Raw genomic sequence first — 17,440 nt, forward strand, 5'->3', positions numbered from 1 at the left:
ATGTCGAAAGTAGCAGGACAAGACAACCGGTTTATCCGTTTCGTTGGCGATGCCGCTGATTCACTGACGCTGATGTATATCGAGGGCGATGAACAATTCTCTGACACCTTCAGCTATCAGGTCCAGTTTCGCACGTCGTTAATAACTCCGCAGATGGGGCGTTTTCTGGGGCATGAAATGGCCTGTGAGATTGGCCGCGGCAACCAAAAGCGCTACGTGCATGGTGTGCTGACACAGATTAAAGAAGACAATAATGTCGATGGCATCAGTACCTTCACCGGTACGCTGGAACCGCGCATGGCATTGTTGCGTCTCGGGCGTAACCTGGCGGTTTTCCAGAATATTACCGTACCGGATTTAGTGTGTAAGCTGCTGCGCCAGCAGAATATCAGCCACATTGATTTGCGCCTGCGTGCGACTTATCAGCCGCGTGAATACTGCATTCAGTATCGCGAATCCGATTTTGACTTCATTAGCCGTCTTCTTGAGCAGGAAGGGATCTATTACTTCTTCCAGCATGATGCCGGGCAACACACGCTGGTACTGGCCGATCATCCGTCCAGCCATCAGTCTGGCAAAACGGCGGAGTTACCCTTTATGCCGCTGCAGGGGCGAGGCGATGGCGTCGGTATCCTGAACTGGGTGGCCAGTTCTTCACTGGCGGCCTCTTCCGTGATGCTCAAAGGTTTTAACATTGTGCAGGCGGCCAGTGTGGAGGGCGAATCGAAAGCCGTGGAAGCGGAATATTCCGTGCCGGGTGTCAGCTACGTGGACGCGCACGGCCATGAAAAACGCGAATTACTGCAATCAGAAGCCCGGCTGAAGATGGAACAGCTTGAGGCCGATAACCAGCAGTTCTACGCCGAAGCCAGCGTGTGGTGGCTAGGCTGTGGCGATAAATTCCTTCTGAGCGGGCATCCTTCCTGTCGGGGAAACTACCGAATCAAGTCGGTTCATATGCATGCATCAAGTAACATTGATGACGGGCAGCCTGATTTTGGCTACGCGCTCACTGTGTTGAAAGACAGCCTTTCCTGGCGTCCGCCGTGCCTCACCAGACAACCTGAAATCGCCGGTATTCTGACTGCCATCGTTGTCGGGCCAAAATCAGAAGAAGTCCACACGGACGAATATGGCCGCATCAAAATTCAGTTCCCGTGGGATCGCGAAAACAAACATGACGACGGCAGTTCCTGCTGGGTGCGGGTTTCGCAGCCGTGGGCGGGTGGCCGTTTCGGCGCCATGTTCCTGCCTCGCGTCAACAGCGAAGTTACGGTCAGCTTTGTGCATGGCAACCCTGATTATCCTCTGGTGACCGGCTCAGTATACAACGGGCAAAACAAACCGCCGCTGAGCCTGCCTGAGGAGAAAAATCACGCCGGATTCGTTTCACGCAGTTCCCTCAACGGCAATGTTGAAGAAGGCCATGAATTGCGCTTCGACGATAAAAAAGGCGAAGAGCGTCTGGTCATCACCTCGCAAAAAGATCTGCTGCTGACGGTGAAAAACGACGTCACCACCCGTATTACCAAAAACGTCACTGAAACCATTGGTGAGAACCGCACGACCGAGTTAACCAAAGGTAATGAAAGCCTGACGCTCAAACAGGGCGATTATGCCCTGGATATTAAAGGCAATTTGCAGGAAAGCCTGACCAGCGGTAACCATCAGCTAAACATCAGCGGTGGCGGTAGCACGGTCAAAGCGGACAAAGCCTGCGTTATTGAATCTACCCAGTCTATCGAATTAAAAGTCGGTAGCAGCAAAATTACTCTTTCTCCTTCCGGCATTACGCTGAGCGGCACCACGATCAAAATTGAAGGGAAGGGCACGGCAGAACTTAAAGGTGCGATGGTCACTGTTCAGGGTAGCGGTATGACCCAGATCAAGGGCGGCGTGACGATGATTGGCTGAGGAAATGAATAACATGAAAGAAAAACTACTCACGCCGGAAGCGCTTGCTGCTTACAACCCGCTGCAAAACGGCGCTGAAAACGCAGCGCAACTGATGATCGCAGAACGCTGGGAAGATGCGCTGGCAAGCGTGGCGGCTGATTCTGTGCAGGAGAAACTGCTGGCATGGACGCTGCAAAAGGCGCTGACCCGCCCTGAATCACAGGAACCCGCGATGCAGCAATGTGCCAGTGAAATCCATCAGTGGCTGGCAAATCCTGATGATGACCGGCGTTTCCGTATTTTCCAGCAGGCAGAACAGCTCGGGTTTGATACCCCCGTTGGCGCGCTCGGCCTGTCACTGTTCTGGATGCAAGGCAGCATGACACCCGCAGAGTTCGATGCGGTGTACCCAGAACCCCATTTGTCCCGTCTGATGCTCCATTGTGCGTTGAAATTGCTCAGCGTGGCGATCGCGGCGGAAGACGCGCCACTTAAGGGAGCACAGACATTGCTTTCTGAGTGGCACGCTGCCGGGGGAGGTTACTGATGGGACAGCCCGCTGCTCGCGTTGGCGATATGCATGTTTGCCCGATGGTGACACCCGGCTTACCCCCGATTCCCCACGTTGGCGGACCGGTGACCACTCCCGGTACGCCGACCGTACTTATCGGAGGTATGCCTGCCGCGACTATGGGCTCGATGGCAGTGTGCGTCGGACCACCGGATTCGGTCATCATGGGCAGCACGAAAGTGCTGATTGGCGGTAAACCCGCAGCGCGGATGGGCGACAGCACGGCGCATGGCGGAACCATTGTTGCGGGTTGTCCGACCGTACTGATTTCATAGAGTGTATTGAAATGATAATGAATGTTGAGTCTTTGCTCGCCCCGGTCAGTGACGATCGGCCCGCTGGCCGCAATATGGAATATGAGCAGGTCTATAACGAGATCCGTGAGGCGCGGGAAAGCGATCCTGACTATTTGCCGCAGGGCGAATGGGCCACGGAATTACGGAAAGCCGACTGGAGCAAAGTTGTTCGCTTAAGCGCGAAGGTGTTGCAGGCGGAAAGCAAAGATTTTCAGGTTGCCTGCTGGCTGATTGAAGGGTTGAGCCAGCAACACGGCATCGCGGGGCTGCTGGAGGGCGTCGGTTTTCTGACGCCGTTTATCCAGACTTACTGGCAAAACGGCTGGCCGGAACAGGATGAGGACGGCCTGGTGATCCGCCATGGCATGATCAACCGTCTGGACCGCCAGCTGGCGCAACTGCTGCATTGTCATCCGTTGTTTGGTCAGCCGGAAAGCACGCTGGATCACTGGCGCAAGGTGCTCGCTTATGAGCACCGGGTGACGATGAAACCTGACAGCGCTGCGGAACGGGGCAGTGACGATGATTTCTCGATGGATACCTTCAACCGTTGGGCTGCCACACTGGATCCGCAGAAAGTTGCGGCACAGAACGAGGCGTTAACTCAACTGATGACTATGCTGGATACGCTTGAAACCCTCTATGGTCAGCTGAATCCGCAGGCTGATTCTCTGGCAATGGGGCAGATGCGTAGTGCCGTCGCCGAAATGCAGGAATTTGTGAAACGCCTGTTTGACCGTGCGGCACCGGCTTATGACGACGTGATGACCCTTAACGTATTAATGCCTGACGAAGATGAGCAAGCCAATGACGTCAGTTCACTGATGAATAACACCAAAAAACAAACGATGTCACGGGATCTGGCCATCAGCCAGATGCTGACCATTGCCCATTTTTTCCGCCAGACCGAACCGTCAAGCCCCGTCCCTTTTCTGATGGAGCGTGCGGCGCGCTGGGCGGCTATGACGTTGACCGAATGGCTGGAAGAGATGTTGCAGGATGACAGCAGTATGCGCGATATCAACAAAGTATTGAAAGGACACGGCAGAGAATGAGGGGGAAAAGGGGACTGACCGGGCTGATACTGAGTGTCATGCTGCTGGCAGGTTGCGCGTCAGATGATGGGCAAAGCCGTCAGAAGGCGATCAGCGAAGTGGCTGCGCCTTTCGCGAATGGGGCTATCACTCTGCAACTGCGGGCTGAGCCGGGGCTGAACAGCCTGAACGACATGCCCAACAGCTGTACAGTATTACTGCTACAAGCCAAGGATAAACCGACGCTGGATAAAATACTGGATAATCCCGCGACGCTGAAAAGCTTGTTTGCCGGTGCCGGCAGCGAAGGAGACGTTTTGCAGGTGGATCGTTACGTCATGATGCCGGGACAAACCAACACGGTGCATATTGATCGCGCCCGAGATACCCGCAATGTGGCGCTGGTCGCAGGCTACTATCCGTTCCCGGTAAAGAAACACATGGTCAGCGCACTGGTGCCGGTAGAGTCTGAGAGCACTGGCTGGTGGGAGCCTGTCTGGCAGGCGCATTTAGCGCCGGTCACTCTTTCTGTGACCTTAGGCAGTGAAAGCATTGTCAGTGCAGATGTCCCTGTTGCCGGAGAGAAAAAATAATGTATCCAGAACAACAGCAAATTTACTGGCATTCCGGGCTTTATCTGCAACCGCAGCACTTTCAGTCACTTGACCTGCATTATGAATGGAACCTCGCGCAGCATTTGCGGCTGGCGCAGCCCTATAATCACGGGCTGATTGAGGTCAGTATTAATGAAGCAGCACTGAGCGACTACGTGATCAGCGTTGAGCAGATCCGTTGTATTTTGCCCGGCGGTACCTTGCTCTCGCTGCCCGGCAACAGCCGTGTTGAACAACGCAACTTCCGTGACCTCTGGAAACAGCGCGATCAGCCGCTGACCATCTGGCTGGCTTTACGTCGCTTTGATCCGCTGCACAGTAATGTCACCACGCTGGAAAAAGAGCATGATCGCGCCGTCACGCGCTGGATCAACACCAGCGAAGAGCGGGTGATGAAAGATGTCTATGATCATGCGCCGGATGCTGCAGTGGCACGCCTGTGCTACAACGTCAGGTTGCTGACGGACGTTGAAAAAGACGATGCGGTTGACTGCGAATGCATTCCACTCACCCGACTGCGTTATGAAAACGAACGGGTGATCCTCGATCCGACATTCTCGCCACCTTCCGTGACGCTTTTTGGATCATTCAGCCTCGGCAAGCTGATTGACACTATTTATTTTGAACTGAGTGCGCGGGCCAGGAAGCTTGAAGAATACAAACGCTCAGAGCGACTGGTCAGCGATGCCGACCGTGGCGACCAGGTGACACAGTTGTTAGCGATGCGTTCTCTCAACCGTGTGTTGCCACAACTGAAAAATTTCTGTCAGGCGCGCCAGGTTCATCCGTGGCAGGTCTACAACGTGTTGTGCCAGCTGGTGGGCGATCTTTCCTCATTCAATGACAGCTGCACCTTCCTTGGTGAGTGGCACGACGGTGAAAATTCACTGCAAACCTACAACCACAATGAATTGCTGAGTTGTTTCGAAAGCGCCCGTAAGACGCTGATTACCTTGTTGAACAGTCTGGTGCTTGAGGACAATACGTATATCACGCTGGAAAACGATCTTCAGGGCGTGTTCACCGGAAGCTTTGACAGCGCGCAGAGCAAAAATCCCGAAACGGTACTGCTGCTGTTACGTTCCGCCAGCATGCCGATGGAAAATCGTCAGATAAAAAATCCGGGCGGCATCAAACTGGCTTCACCAAGAATGATTGAACCGCTGATCCAGCATGCTCTGCCGGGCATTCCGGTAGTTCGTTGTCCACAGCCACCGCGGGGTGTACCAAACCGCAGAGATTCGCATTATTTCCTTGTCGAGCAGGATAGCGAATTGTGGAACAAAGCCCGGCAGCACAGCAGCATTTCCTTCTACTGGCCAGACATGCCGGAAGATCTTCAGGTGCAGATTATATTTGTGGTGCCTTCATGATGAGTTTGCTCAATTGTTATTTACCGCTGTTTCGCTATGTGACGGCGTTTTTTATTAATCCGCAGGAATATTCTGATTACAGAGAGTTTCGCGAAAAAATTATTACTTTATTACAGCAGGCGCTGCTTGAGTCAGAACGTCATCATGAAAAAGCAGAGTGCGATGATGCTTATTTCGCGGTGGTGCTGTGGGTAGATGAGCGGGTATTAAGATCCCGCGCGGAGTGGGTGAAAGAATGGCGAAGTAATCTGTTGCAGAAATATTATTTTGATATTTCTGTCGGCGGCGAAGCGTTTTTCGACCGGCTGGATCAAACCGATAAAACCAATACACAACTGAGAATGGTATATCTGTTCTGTCTGCTGATGGGCTTCCACGGAAAATATACCTCACAGGATGCGCAGCTTTTGCAACAGCGCATCGAGGATGAGCGGCAGTGCTTGCCACAAGCCTGGCGTCAGTGGCCGAACAATGCCTTGCTGGTTGAACAGGACGCAGGCGGCGGCGAAAAAAATAAAACGGTGGTGAAAAAACTACGCCAGCGTAAAGGGCTGTTACTGGCACTGCCTGTTGTCGTCTATTTAGTGATTTTGTCCACCGGCTTAGGGATATTTTTCAGGTAACCTATCATGTTTAAAAAATTACTTTCCTTTGTCGCATGGACACTATTTCTGTGCCTGTTACTTATTGTTTGCGTTGTCATGTCTGTTGTTTTCGAACAAACACTCCTTCATGCATTAATTTTGTGGCTGATATTGATCATTGCCGTTTTATTTTCCCGGTTTGTCTGGGGATCTGTTTCCGGTATGGCGCAGGCGAAATATCTCTCCTCCCTGAAGGCAAGATTTAAACTCACCCGGCTGGAATATGTTTTATTCGAACACTGGAAAACCGGGGCTGCGGTAATTAAGCGCATCAGAAGACGCAAACAGCCAATACCCTGGTTTATACTCACTGGCGGGCGAAGTGGTAAAACGACGCTGATGGCCGGTGCAGGATTACCGCTGTTTTCCAATGAACCGGAAAGTTCTCTGGTTGTGCCGACCCGCACCTTACGCTGGTGGTTTTTTCGCTCCGCAGGTTTTCTCGACCTCTCCAGCCATTTTCTGAATAAAACCCCGGCCTTCGAGCGCGGCTGGTTGCGTCTGGTGAACTGGTGTGCCCGTCTGCCTGCGCCGGGTGGCATCGTGGTGTGCGTATCGGTCAGTGAGTTGCTCGAAAAAGATGACGCGGAACTGCATCTGCATGCGCGGCATATCCGCACGCAGATCGAACCGCTGGTCAGTAAAGTCAAACGCCGTCTGCCGGTGTATCTGTTTATCACTTGTTGTGACCGGGTGCCCGGTTTCAGCCACTGGGCCAATAATCTCTCCGCCGAGCAGCGCCAGCAACCGCTGGGTTACTACTGGCGCCGTTCGCCTGTCGTCGACGGGAAAGATCCGGCCTTGCTGGATCCGCTGTTTACGTGCGTGAAAGACGGACTGGATAAAGTGCGGGTCAGCATGCTTTCGGGCGGCGAACCGGATGGCGACACGCTGGCGTTGATGGATTTCCCTGAACAGCTACCGAAATTGCAACCTGCACTGCAACGTTATCTGGCCGCCCTGTGTGAGCCGGACGCTTACTTTCAGCCCGCAGCACTGGGTGGTATCTGGTTTACCGCCACTGAACCTGTCAGCAAAAACAGTGCTTCGCGTCAGGCTTTCTTTATCCATGACCTGATGGCCCGATTACTGCCTGAGCTAAGCCGCCAGCGTGAAATTGAGCCTGTCGGGTTTGGCCGTCGCTATCTGCATAAATGGGGGGCGATGACCTTCAGTGTGCTGGCGATAACCTATGTGCTGTTTTCCGGTTATTTCACCAACCGCCTCACCGGGGGCTCGCCCGCGAAAATGGATGTCACGGCGCAGGTTCAGCAGCTTGAGAACATTGAACACTGGAATGCACATCCGCTGAAATACTTACCTTTTGTTCCCGTTCTCAACCATCGCCATACGCAGCTTGAGGCCAGCATTCTTGCTGCATCCCCACGCGATAAGGTGAACCTGCGGGAGATAGCAGATAACTACCAGCAGCTGTTCACCGACGCCGATCCACAGCAAAAACGCGAGTTGATTCTGAACCTGGCAAGCACGCTTATCACTAAACAGGCCATGTGGGAAAAACAGCCGGTCAGTGAGCTGATAAAACAGGCGCTGGTTCCCGCGGCGCTGAGCATGACCGGGGCCACCGTGTCCTTACCCTATCAACAGGATGTGGTGTTGCAACGCGCGCTGTTACAGTTGCCGGAAGGCGGCAAGCAACTTGTGGTACTGCGCGAATTGCTCGGACGTTTGGTCAACAGTGATCCGCAGATGGCATGGCTGGTGGCTCCTTCAGGCGATCTGACGCCAGTGAATCTGACGGATTTCATGCCCTCGTCTGAGGATAAAACGCAGGTCAGTGGTCTGTGGACGCTACAGGGCACCGCACAAATTCAGGGCTGGTTGAAGGAAATCCGTCGCGCAGGAGGTGAACAGGTCCCGATGCCTGCGCTAGTGGCTTTTGAACAGCACTGGCCTGCGCTGCGCCAGACGCAATGGATGACGATGATGCTGGCGATGAACCAGCAACCCGCCCCGGAGCTGACCAGCGAAGAGTGGCAAACCGCGCTGATTACACTCGATCAGGGTAACAGCCCATCAATGAAATTTTCCCGTTACGTCAATGAACAACTAGAAGACATCCGTGCTCAGGATGCCGAGCCCTGGTTGCGTGAGCTGCGTCGGTTGAATCAGTTACAGGCTATGTCGGTACCCGGTGCGCTGATACCGCGTATCAGCAAGGTCCAGCAGTCTTTTCAGAAGAAAATTTCAGCACTGCTGAAAATCGACAGCAAAACCCTGACACCCGTGCTTTCCGATCTCAATGTGAAAAACTGGAATGCCTGGAAAAACAGTCTGCATGCGGCGGTTTCGGACGTGTTTGCTACGCCGAAAAGTAGCGATCGTCTGACGCGCGGACTGTTCCAGACCGGAGCGGCGGGCGACAGCAATCCACTGCAATTACTCGACAGCCGTTTTAACGTGCTGCGTAAGAGCCTGTCGGCGGAACGCGATGATTTTGCCACCAACGCGGTGTGGGCGTTGTATCAGAATGATGCGCACTGGCTGGTGGCGCATGCCATGCAGCGTTCTGCCTGCTGGCTTGAACAGCAATGGCAGAGCCGGGTGCTGTGGCCAATGGAAAATAATGCCAGCCGTCTGGAGTACGACGACCAACAGGATCTGGCGTGGCAATACCTGTCTGACTTTATCCGTGGACCGGCAAAAAGTGTGCTGGTGGTTGAAGATAACGGGCCAAAAGCGGGCGAATTCAACGGGCAGACACCGGGCCTGACACCGGAATTTCTGCGAATGGTCAATCACGTGTTGCGTCCGGATGACGTGCTGGCGATGCCGGAACGTGAAAATACCCGCAATGACGATGCGCTGGCCGCCCTGAAAGATGAGCAGGCCGATCTGGAGGCTCAAATGGCGGCACTGGAAGCAAAACCGCTGGAACTGACGCTTAAAAGCCTGCCTGCCACCATTCCCGGCGGTGCGCGGCTGATGCCGGTGGGTACTCAGTTGACGCTGTTCTGCGATGAGCAACAGTGGAAGCTCAATAGCATGAACTTCAGCGAACAGGCGGCATTCCGCTGGCGTCCGGGGCATTGCAGCCGTGCCACGCTGGTGATCAAGTTCCCCGGTTTTGATCTGACGTACGAATACTTCGGCGACGCCGCATGGCCTGATTTCCTGCAGGACATTTCCGACGGGCAGCATCGTTTCAAAGCGGAAGATTTCCCGGATGATGCCGCTCAGCTGACGGCACTGGGCATCAAAGAAGTCATGGTGCGTTATCAGAGCGGCTCACAGAACGCGTTGCAGGATCGCTGGCATCAGTGGCAGGAACTCAATCAGGCACTGAATGACAACGCTGAGGCGCAGCAGGAAACCGGCCTTAAAAAAGCGGAAAAACAACGACCGACAGCGCTGAAGAGTGCGTTCTCGCAACTGCCTGTCCGCATTACCGGATGTCACTGAGCGTCTGGTCAGGACGCCTTTTGAAAAATTTAGAAAGGATAATTTATGGGTAATTACCTGAAGAAAATTGTAGAGAAAATGAATGTCGAGGCACGTGAGTGCCTTGATGCCGCGATCAGTCTGGCCGTCAGCCGTACGCATCACGAAGTGGACATCGAGCATTTACTGCTCGCACTGGTGACCCGTCAGCCTGCGCTGATTGAGCAACTCTGTCTGAATGCCGGATTGCGGGGTGATGCGTTAGTCGATGCGCTGAAAGTCAGCCTCAACCACCTGCGCAGCGGCAATACGCGTAGCCCGGTATTATCGGAGCTGCTGGTCGAACACCTGAAGAAATCCTGGTTGCACGCCAGTGCCTGCTGGCAGCAAACGCAACTGCCGGTACAGGCCTTTCTGGGTAGCCTGATTGCCAGTGAAAAAGACAATCAGCTCCACCTGTCGTCAGCCTTACAGCAGGCGCTGCTGTGTCAGGCTGATCGCGCTGACCGGTTGCTGCACGATGCCTGCGCACCGGCACAGGCCACGAATCATCCTGCTGCAACCCGCCACAATACGGATTCTGCGGTGATGAAATTTACCCGTAACCTGACTGAACAGGCGCGTGATGCGGCACTGGATCCCGCGCTGGGTCGCGAGCCTGAAATTCGTCAACTGATCGACGTGCTATTACGCCGCCGTCAGAACAACCCGGTGCTGACCGGTGAACCGGGAGTGGGGAAAACCGCGCTGGTTGAAGGGCTGGCACAACGAATTGCGGATGGCACGGTACCGGAAGCGCTGAAGTCAATGGAGATTCTGTCGCTGGATATGGGGTTGCTTCAGGCCGGTGCCAGCGTGAAAGGCGAATTTGAAAACCGCCTGCAAACCCTGTTGCGTGAAGTGAAAGAATACCCGTCTCCGGTCATTCTGTTCATTGATGAGGCGCATACACTGATTGGCGCGGGGGGGCAGGCCGGTCAGAACGACGCTGCTAACCTGCTTAAACCAGCGCTGGCTCGTGGGGAAATGCGCGTGGTGGCAGCCACCACCTGGGCTGAATACAAAAAATATTTTGAGAAAGATGCTGCCCTGGCACGACGTTTTCAGGTAATCAAAGTGGCGGAGCCTGATGAAGAGACCGCCATCGCCATGCTGCGATCCCTGAAACCGGCTCTCAGCAAACATCATGGCGTGCAAATCCTCGAAAGCGCGCTCGTGGCCGCTGTTCGCCTCTCCAGCCGCTATATTTCTGGCCGCCAGTTGCCGGACAAATCCATCAGCTTGCTGGATACCGCCTGCGCTCGGGTGGCGATTTCACAGTGCCATGAGCCCAAAGAGATCGAAGATCTTAATGCGATGATCAGCAACATTCACACTGAGCGGGAAAGTCTGCTGAAAGAGGGCGAGAATCCCTCCCGGGTGAAATGGCTGGACCAGCGTGAAAGCGAACTGAAGCAAAGTTTAGAGGCATTGCTGCCGGTCTGGCGTCAGCAACAGCAGATCGTGGCGCAAATTAATAGTATCGAGGATGTGGCGCAGATTGCCGCATTGCGTGCGCAACTGGCTGAGATGCATAAAGATCAAGCTCTGGTATATGACTGCGTGGATGCGACCTGTGTCGCAGACGTGATTGTTGGCTGGACCGGTATTCCGCTGGGCCGGATGATGGAAAAAGAGCAGCAACAGCTCGGCGATCTGGTTGCACGTCTGGAAAGCCGGGTGATCGGGCAATCCCACGCATTAGCGGACATTGCGCAGCAAATCCGCATCGGGCGCGCCAATCTGGCGGATCCGGTTAAGCCGACCGGCGTCTTTATGCTGGCCGGGCCCTCCGGAGTTGGGAAAACAGAAACGGCGCTGGCCTTGTCTGAGCTGCTTTTCGGTGGCGAGCAAAGTTTAATTACCATCAATATGTCCGAATATCAGGAAGCACATTCTGTATCAGGCCTGAAAGGTTCCCCGCCCGGGTATGTGGGTTATGGGCAGGGCGGTGTGCTGACCGAGGCGGTGCGTCGTCGTCCATACAGCGTAGTGCTGCTCGATGAAGTTGAGAAAGCCCATCCGGATGTGATGGAAATTTTCTATCAGGTATTTGATAAAGGCGTGATGGAAGACGCTGAAGGCCAACTGATCAATTTCCGCAATACCCTGATTATTCTGACCAGCAATCTGGCCAGCGATCGCGTGATGACCGCCTGTGCCGCCGGAAATACGGATCAGAAAGCGTTGACAGCACTCCTGCGGCCTGAATTCGATCAGTACTTCCGTCCGGCGCTGATGGGACGTTTACAGCTGATCCCTTATCTGCCGGTCGTGGGCGAAACACTGGCAAAAATCATCCGTCTCAAAATCGATAAAGTGTGCAAACGCTTTAGCGGTGCCGGTGAAGGTAATTCCTCCCTGAGCTACAGCGAAAAAGTGGTGGAGTTCATGGCCAGCCGCTGTCAGGTCGAACAAAGCGGGGCGCGCGAAATTGATGCCGTCCTGAATCGGGAATTGCTGCCGTTGCTGACCGATCGTCTGCTGGCGGTCGAAAGCAAAGCCGATATCCGCCTGCAGGTTGGTGTCAGTAAAGATCAGCTCACTCTGACGAAACAGCCAGCGTCAAAACGCTCTGCCGCGAAACAACCCGTCTGAGTGACAGGAAAAGGATAACCATGAAAAACCGGGTGAATTTGCGCGCACTGAAAATTAACGGGCACGATCCGAGGCTCAGCAAATCCTTTCTGTTGCTGAGCAGTGAGCTAAGCCCGCTGAATGGCACCATTCCCGCCAGACTGGACTGGAATGCGCTGGAAGAACGGTGTTTTCAGCTGTTCCATGAATATGGCTACGACCTGCAGAGTGGCATGTGGTTTTGTCTTATCAATCTGCGGCTTAAGAGCTGGAAAGGGCTGGCGCTGGCACTCGATCTGCTTTCGACGGCATTTACCCACAACAGCCAGCGCTGCTGGCCGCCGGTGGCCGCCGTTCAGCAGCGACAGCAGTTGATCGACTGGTTCAATGCCAATGTGGCGACGCATATTTATACGCTGGAGTACGGGCCGGAAAACAGCGCGGAAATGCGACAGGTAGAAAGAAGTATCGGCGTGCTGTGCACACAGTCCAAAAACCTGCAATCACGCAGCCATGACTCGCTGAACAATCTGCATTATTTCCTGCAGGTTCGCTGTCGTTCCGTGCCGTATCCGGTCCACGCCAAAGTGACGAAAGCGATACGTGAGCCCGTAGATAAGACTCCTCAGGTATTGAGTGAGAAAAATGTCGCTGCACTGCTGACTGACATCGTACCTGATGTAGAACCGGTTGAAATCCAGCTTGCTGAGACACATCACCCGCGCCCGTTATTGTGGGGGCTCGGTGGAATGGCTGCTGGCATAGCGGTTTGCGCCGTCGCTGCGGCGTTCTGGTTCTCATCACAGACGTTGAGTTTTAGTGAAAAGTTGAGCGTCCCGTTACTGACATTGCAACACAGTGAGCGTCAAATAAATGACGCCTGGAACAAAGCGCCTGAAGCCGATCTGAATGCGCAAAAAGAGGCAGTGCTAGCGCAGGCGGCGCCGGTGCTGACATGGCTGAGCGAACAACCCTCTGATGTATTGCTGCGTCAGGGTGAAATATTGTCTGATCATCTGGAAAAAGCCTATCCGGGAAATCAGTACAGTGCTCAATGGCAGCGCACAGTAGATGAAAAGGCGGGAGATATTCCGGCGCTGGACGGTTTAGTGCTTGCTAATAAACATCTTGATGAGCTTGAAGCCCGGTTGCTGAACGCTGAAAAGAAACACAGCCAATATATGACCGTGTCAGAATTGAAAACAGCGGTATATCAGATACGGCAGGACCTGCAGCGCAATGGTGTGCCCGCTGAAACCCTACTCTGGCAACTCAGTCAGCAAAATGAAAATACCGATCAGTTTAATTCGGCATTATTAAAGCAGGTCTCACAAAGAATCGAAGCGTTAAATTCAATCTATTTTATGTATTTATTTGAAAAGCACATCTGAAGAATTTATTAATAGTAATCATGTAATGGAGTTACATTATGTTCGGTAAAAAACAGTTAAAGTCTCCCGATGCAGATAAAGTCAAAGCGTTGAAGAAATGGGACGCTCGTGATAAAAAAAGGCAACTGCTGATTCACACGGTTTCTGCTAACTATGTGAATACACCACTGCTCATGAAACCGGGCAGAGATGTTTTTAAAACCTGGGATATTATTTCAAGTTCATTCATTGATCTGGATAACGTGCTGGCTGGTTTCCGGCTGGGGGCCGGACTCACGGTCAGATCGCAATCAGGATTATTTTTCGAAGCAGGCTTTATTCTCGATGTGCCGGTGCAAAATATAATGGGAACATTCAGCGGTGATGTATGGTTCCCTAATCATGCGGGTGTCAGTAATGGTATGGTCTATAACCGTTTTGCCCTTGCTGACAATATTTTCGCGGGCAGATCTAAAAAGAAAGAAATCATTGCTCCCGGTGGTTACAATCAAATTCAGCCACCCCAAAAGATACTCAAGAACACTAATTACCAATGGCATAATGAGATCCTGCTTATTGGTCGTCCGGATATTAATACTTATCAGGGATTACCTCCGACGCGTGAGATTAAAATAGCGGGGATTTTTGTAGCACCTAAGACTATACGTCCGACTCGGCAAGCGACCCTAGAGATTAACGAAAGGTTGTACAAGTTAGTTGAACGGATGAAAAAATGTAATCCTGGCGTTCCGGTTATTGACATTTCTCGTTAAAGATCCCTTTCACAGAGATGAGCGTCATGTGTAAGCCCCCTTAAACCGGTTCGCTTTACGCATGACTATCATGCCCTTAATGTCAAAAGTTAGCCTTGAATAATAAAGCGTTCATCTATACCCGATGGCGTACGAGTGTATCTATACTCTTTCTGTGGGACGACCAACGTCGTCCCGGAAATTGTGAAGCCACTCATGAAGCAAACTAAAAATAAATCATCGCTGCTTACTGTGACCGTGGCCTGTATCGGTGTTGTCTATGGCGACATCGGTACCAGCCCGTTGTATACCCTGCGTGAATGCCTGACCGGACAGGCGGGCATCACCGTGACGCAAAGCGCGCTGTTCGGCTTTCTGTCATTGATCTTCTGGCTTCTCATGCTGGTCGTCTCCGTTAAATACATCAGTTTCGTCATGCGGGCTGATAACGACGGGGAGGGCGGCATTCTCACCCTGATGGCGCTGGCTATCCGCAATCTGAATCCGCGCTGGATCCCGTGCATTATGTTTATCGGCCTGGTCGGCGGCAGCTTCTTCTATGGTGACGGCGTTATCACGCCTGCCATCTCGGTGCTTTCGGCGATTGAAGGGCTGGAAATTATCGAGCCATCGCTCGACCGCTTTATCATTCCGTTTTCTATTGCTGTTCTGACGCTGCTGTTTTTTATTCAGAAGAACGGTACCGGTAGCGTGGGGAAAATTTTCGCCCCGGTGATGGTGGTATGGTTTATCACGATTGGCGCGCTGGGCATCGGCGGCATCGTGCGTAATCCTGACGTATTACAGGCGCTCAACCCTTACTGGGCGGTGCATTTCTTTGTGGAATTCAAAACCGTGTCGTTTTTCGCACTCGGTATGGTGGTGCTTTCAGTCACCGGTGGCGAAGCGCTATATGCAGATATGGGGCATTTTGGTAAGAAACCCATCCGCATCGCCTGGTTTGTGCTGGTCGGGCCTTCGCTGGTGATGAATTATTTCGGGCAGGGCGCGTTGTTACTCAGCCAGCCTGCGGCCATTAAGAATCCGTTTTTCCTGCTGGCACCTGACTGGGCGCTGGTTCCGTTGCTGGTGCTGGCCACGCTGGCGACCGTCATTGCTTCGCAGGCGGTGATTTCCGGCGTGTTCTCTCTGACGCGTCAGGCCGTGCGTATGGGCTATTTGCCGCCGATGCGCATTATTTACACCTCCGATGTGGAGTCGGGGCAAATCTACATTCCGGTCGTCAACTGGCTGCTGTATTTTGCCGTGCTGATTGCGATCGTCAGCTTCAAACATTCCAGCAATCTGGCCTCGGCGTACGGTATTGTGGTCACCGGTACGATGGTGATCACGTCTGTGCTGATCGGCATTGTGATGATTAAAAACTGGGGATGGAAAAGCTGGGCTGGCGGCCTGGTGATCACGGCCATGTTGCTGATTGATGTGCCGTTGTTTGCCGCCAACCTGAGCAAAATTTTCTCGGGCGGCTGGTTGCCAGTGGCAATCGGGCTGACCATTCTGGTGATCATGCTGACCTGGAAAACGGAACGTTCGCGGTTGCTGCGCCGCTTGCGTCAGGATCCGGAAGCGCTGGAGGCTCTGATTACCTCGCTTGAAAAAGCGCCGCCACAACGGGTGCCGGGAACGGCCGTGGTGATGTCGCGCGGGCAATATGAAGTGCCGCTGGTGTTGTTGCATAACCTTAAGCACAACAAGATCTTGCATGAGCGCGTGGTGTTACTGACTATCGTCACCGAGGATGTGCCGTATGTGCATAACGTACAGCGGGTGATTATCGAACAGCTTTCACCGGCATTCTGGCGGGTTATCGCCCGTTATGGCTGGCGGGAAAAGCCGAATGTGACGGATATCCTTTATCGTTGCGGGCTGGAAGGCCTGCAAAGCAACATGAATGAAACCTCATTTTTTATGTCGCGCGACACCTTTATTCTCGGCGAGCCGCGCCCGTGGTACCTGAAGGCACGCGGAAAACTATTCCAGGTGTTGCAGCGAAATTCTCTGCGTGCGCCGGAACATTATCATATTCCACCAAACCGGGTGATTGAGCTGGGTGCGGTGGTGAAATTCTGAGGAAGGCCACAGGTCAACCACCGGTGCATCAGGCACCAGCGGTAAAGGCGGATTAAGTTTGCGGAGCGGAGGAGGTTAAATCTGTGATAACAGACGCTGCTGAATCCTGCGTCGCTTGTGATGCTGGCGACTGAGTGACGGGCGTCAGTTCGGTGATGTTCGGCGTCTGCGTCCCCTGCGTGGTTACCGGTGCGGCAGGTGTTGCAGTTTGCGTTTGAGGAGTCGTTACCGGCGCGGCAGGTGTTACAGTCTGCGTTTGCTGAGTTGCTACCGGCGCGGCAGGTGCTACAGTTTGTGTCTGTTCAGCAGCGGCAGGATCTTCAATTTGTGCTGGCATGCTCGGAATGCTCGGAACGGGTTCTGCCGGAATTGATTCTGACTTCGGTTTCGGAACCGGCGTTGACGCGCGAACGAGGAATGTCGGTTTGAGGTTCGCAACCGAATAGGTTACATGACTGATCACATCGCGCGAAGTGGCCACTTCGACAGGGGATATGGTCACGCGGCCAACAAGTGAACGGGCATAGCCGCCGACTTTATGTTTGCCCTCCGGAAGTTGTAATTCCATACTCTCGCCAATCCCCAGCGCACCGGCATCTTTACCATCAATGGTCACATACAGCTTGGTGCCGTCGTCGGTTTTGGTCGGGACGTGCGTTACGGTCACCCGCGTGGAGCCAAAATCGAAAGCCGGTGCCTGGTCGGCGGTTTTCGATTTTGCGCATCCTGTCAGGGCTAAAACGGCTGCTACGGCAGCCAGGGTGAAACGATAACTCATAGT

At 53.5% G+C, this 17,440-nt stretch carries 13 protein-coding genes; 12 read left to right on the forward strand and 1 reads right to left on the reverse strand.

Translation table 11 applies throughout. The features are described 5' to 3' along the window. The 12 genes from AACU55_RS07890 (at position 1) to kup (ending at position 16,659) form a co-directional block, all read left to right on the forward strand. Positions 1–1,914, forward strand: coding sequence for a type VI secretion system Vgr family protein (locus AACU55_RS07890; RefSeq protein ID WP_037032869.1), 1,914 nt, complete (start codon positions 1–3; stop codon positions 1,912–1,914). Positions 1,915–1,927: 13 nt separating this feature from the next. Then, positions 1,928–2,443 carry a DUF6931 family protein gene (locus tag AACU55_RS07895; protein ID WP_037032872.1) on the forward strand — a complete coding sequence of 172 codons (516 nt, stop codon included), beginning with the start codon at positions 1,928–1,930 and terminating at the stop codon, positions 2,441–2,443. Beyond that, entirely contained in the window at positions 2,443–2,742 is a 300-nt protein-coding gene (locus AACU55_RS07900) for a PAAR domain-containing protein (RefSeq protein ID WP_013578181.1), read from the forward strand. Before AACU55_RS07895 ends, AACU55_RS07900 begins: the two co-directional genes overlap by 1 nt. Positions 2,743–2,753: 11 nt before the next feature. Then, the gene (tssA, locus tag AACU55_RS07905; RefSeq protein ID WP_037032874.1) at positions 2,754–3,818 is read left to right on the forward strand and encodes a type VI secretion system protein TssA; all 1,065 of its coding nucleotides are present in this window, start codon (positions 2,754–2,756) and stop codon (positions 3,816–3,818) included. Continuing rightward, entirely contained in the window at positions 3,815–4,390 is a 576-nt protein-coding gene (locus AACU55_RS07910) for a type VI secretion lipoprotein TssJ (RefSeq protein WP_037032877.1), read from the forward strand. The genes tssA and AACU55_RS07910 overlap by 4 nt, the downstream gene beginning before the upstream one ends. Next, entirely contained in the window at positions 4,390–5,784 is a 1,395-nt protein-coding gene (gene tssK / locus AACU55_RS07915) for a type VI secretion system baseplate subunit TssK (RefSeq protein ID WP_013578184.1), read from the forward strand. Before AACU55_RS07910 ends, tssK begins: the two co-directional genes overlap by 1 nt. Continuing rightward, positions 5,781–6,407: a DotU family type IV/VI secretion system protein gene (locus tag AACU55_RS07920; protein WP_013578185.1), complete on the forward strand. Its 627-nt coding sequence runs from the start codon at positions 5,781–5,783 to the stop codon at positions 6,405–6,407. Before tssK ends, AACU55_RS07920 begins: the two co-directional genes overlap by 4 nt. A gap of 6 nt (positions 6,408–6,413) precedes the next feature. Beyond that, complete coding sequence (locus tag AACU55_RS07925) at positions 6,414–9,851, forward strand: type VI secretion protein IcmF/TssM N-terminal domain-containing protein (RefSeq protein WP_134705366.1); 3,438 nt, start codon at positions 6,414–6,416, stop codon at positions 9,849–9,851. A 45-nt stretch (positions 9,852–9,896) separates the two neighbouring features. Beyond that, positions 9,897–12,467, forward strand: coding sequence for a type VI secretion system ATPase TssH (tssH, locus tag AACU55_RS07930; protein ID WP_134705367.1), 2,571 nt, complete (start codon positions 9,897–9,899; stop codon positions 12,465–12,467). Positions 12,468–12,487: 20 nt separating this feature from the next. Beyond that, positions 12,488–13,837: a VasL domain-containing protein gene (locus AACU55_RS07935; RefSeq protein ID WP_134705368.1), complete on the forward strand. Its 1,350-nt coding sequence runs from the start codon at positions 12,488–12,490 to the stop codon at positions 13,835–13,837. Positions 13,838–13,875: 38 nt separating this feature from the next. Then, positions 13,876–14,589 carry a hypothetical protein gene (locus tag AACU55_RS07940; protein ID WP_134705369.1) on the forward strand — a complete coding sequence of 238 codons (714 nt, stop codon included), beginning with the start codon at positions 13,876–13,878 and terminating at the stop codon, positions 14,587–14,589. A gap of 195 nt (positions 14,590–14,784) precedes the next feature. Then, positions 14,785–16,659: a low affinity potassium transporter Kup gene (kup, locus tag AACU55_RS07945; RefSeq protein WP_037032889.1), complete on the forward strand. Its 1,875-nt coding sequence runs from the start codon at positions 14,785–14,787 to the stop codon at positions 16,657–16,659. Between the two features lie 52 nt (positions 16,660–16,711). On the opposite strand, the gene AACU55_RS07950 is transcribed toward kup, so the two are convergent. After that, positions 16,712–17,437 carry a hypothetical protein gene (locus AACU55_RS07950; RefSeq protein ID WP_134705370.1) on the reverse strand — a complete coding sequence of 242 codons (726 nt, stop codon included), beginning with the start codon at positions 17,435–17,437 and terminating at the stop codon, positions 16,712–16,714. Positions 17,438–17,440 lie beyond the last annotated feature (3 nt).

This window comes from Rahnella sp. CJA17(1/100) (assembly GCF_963881615.1).
Classification (GTDB): Bacteria; Pseudomonadota; Gammaproteobacteria; order Enterobacterales; family Enterobacteriaceae; genus Rahnella; species Rahnella aceris.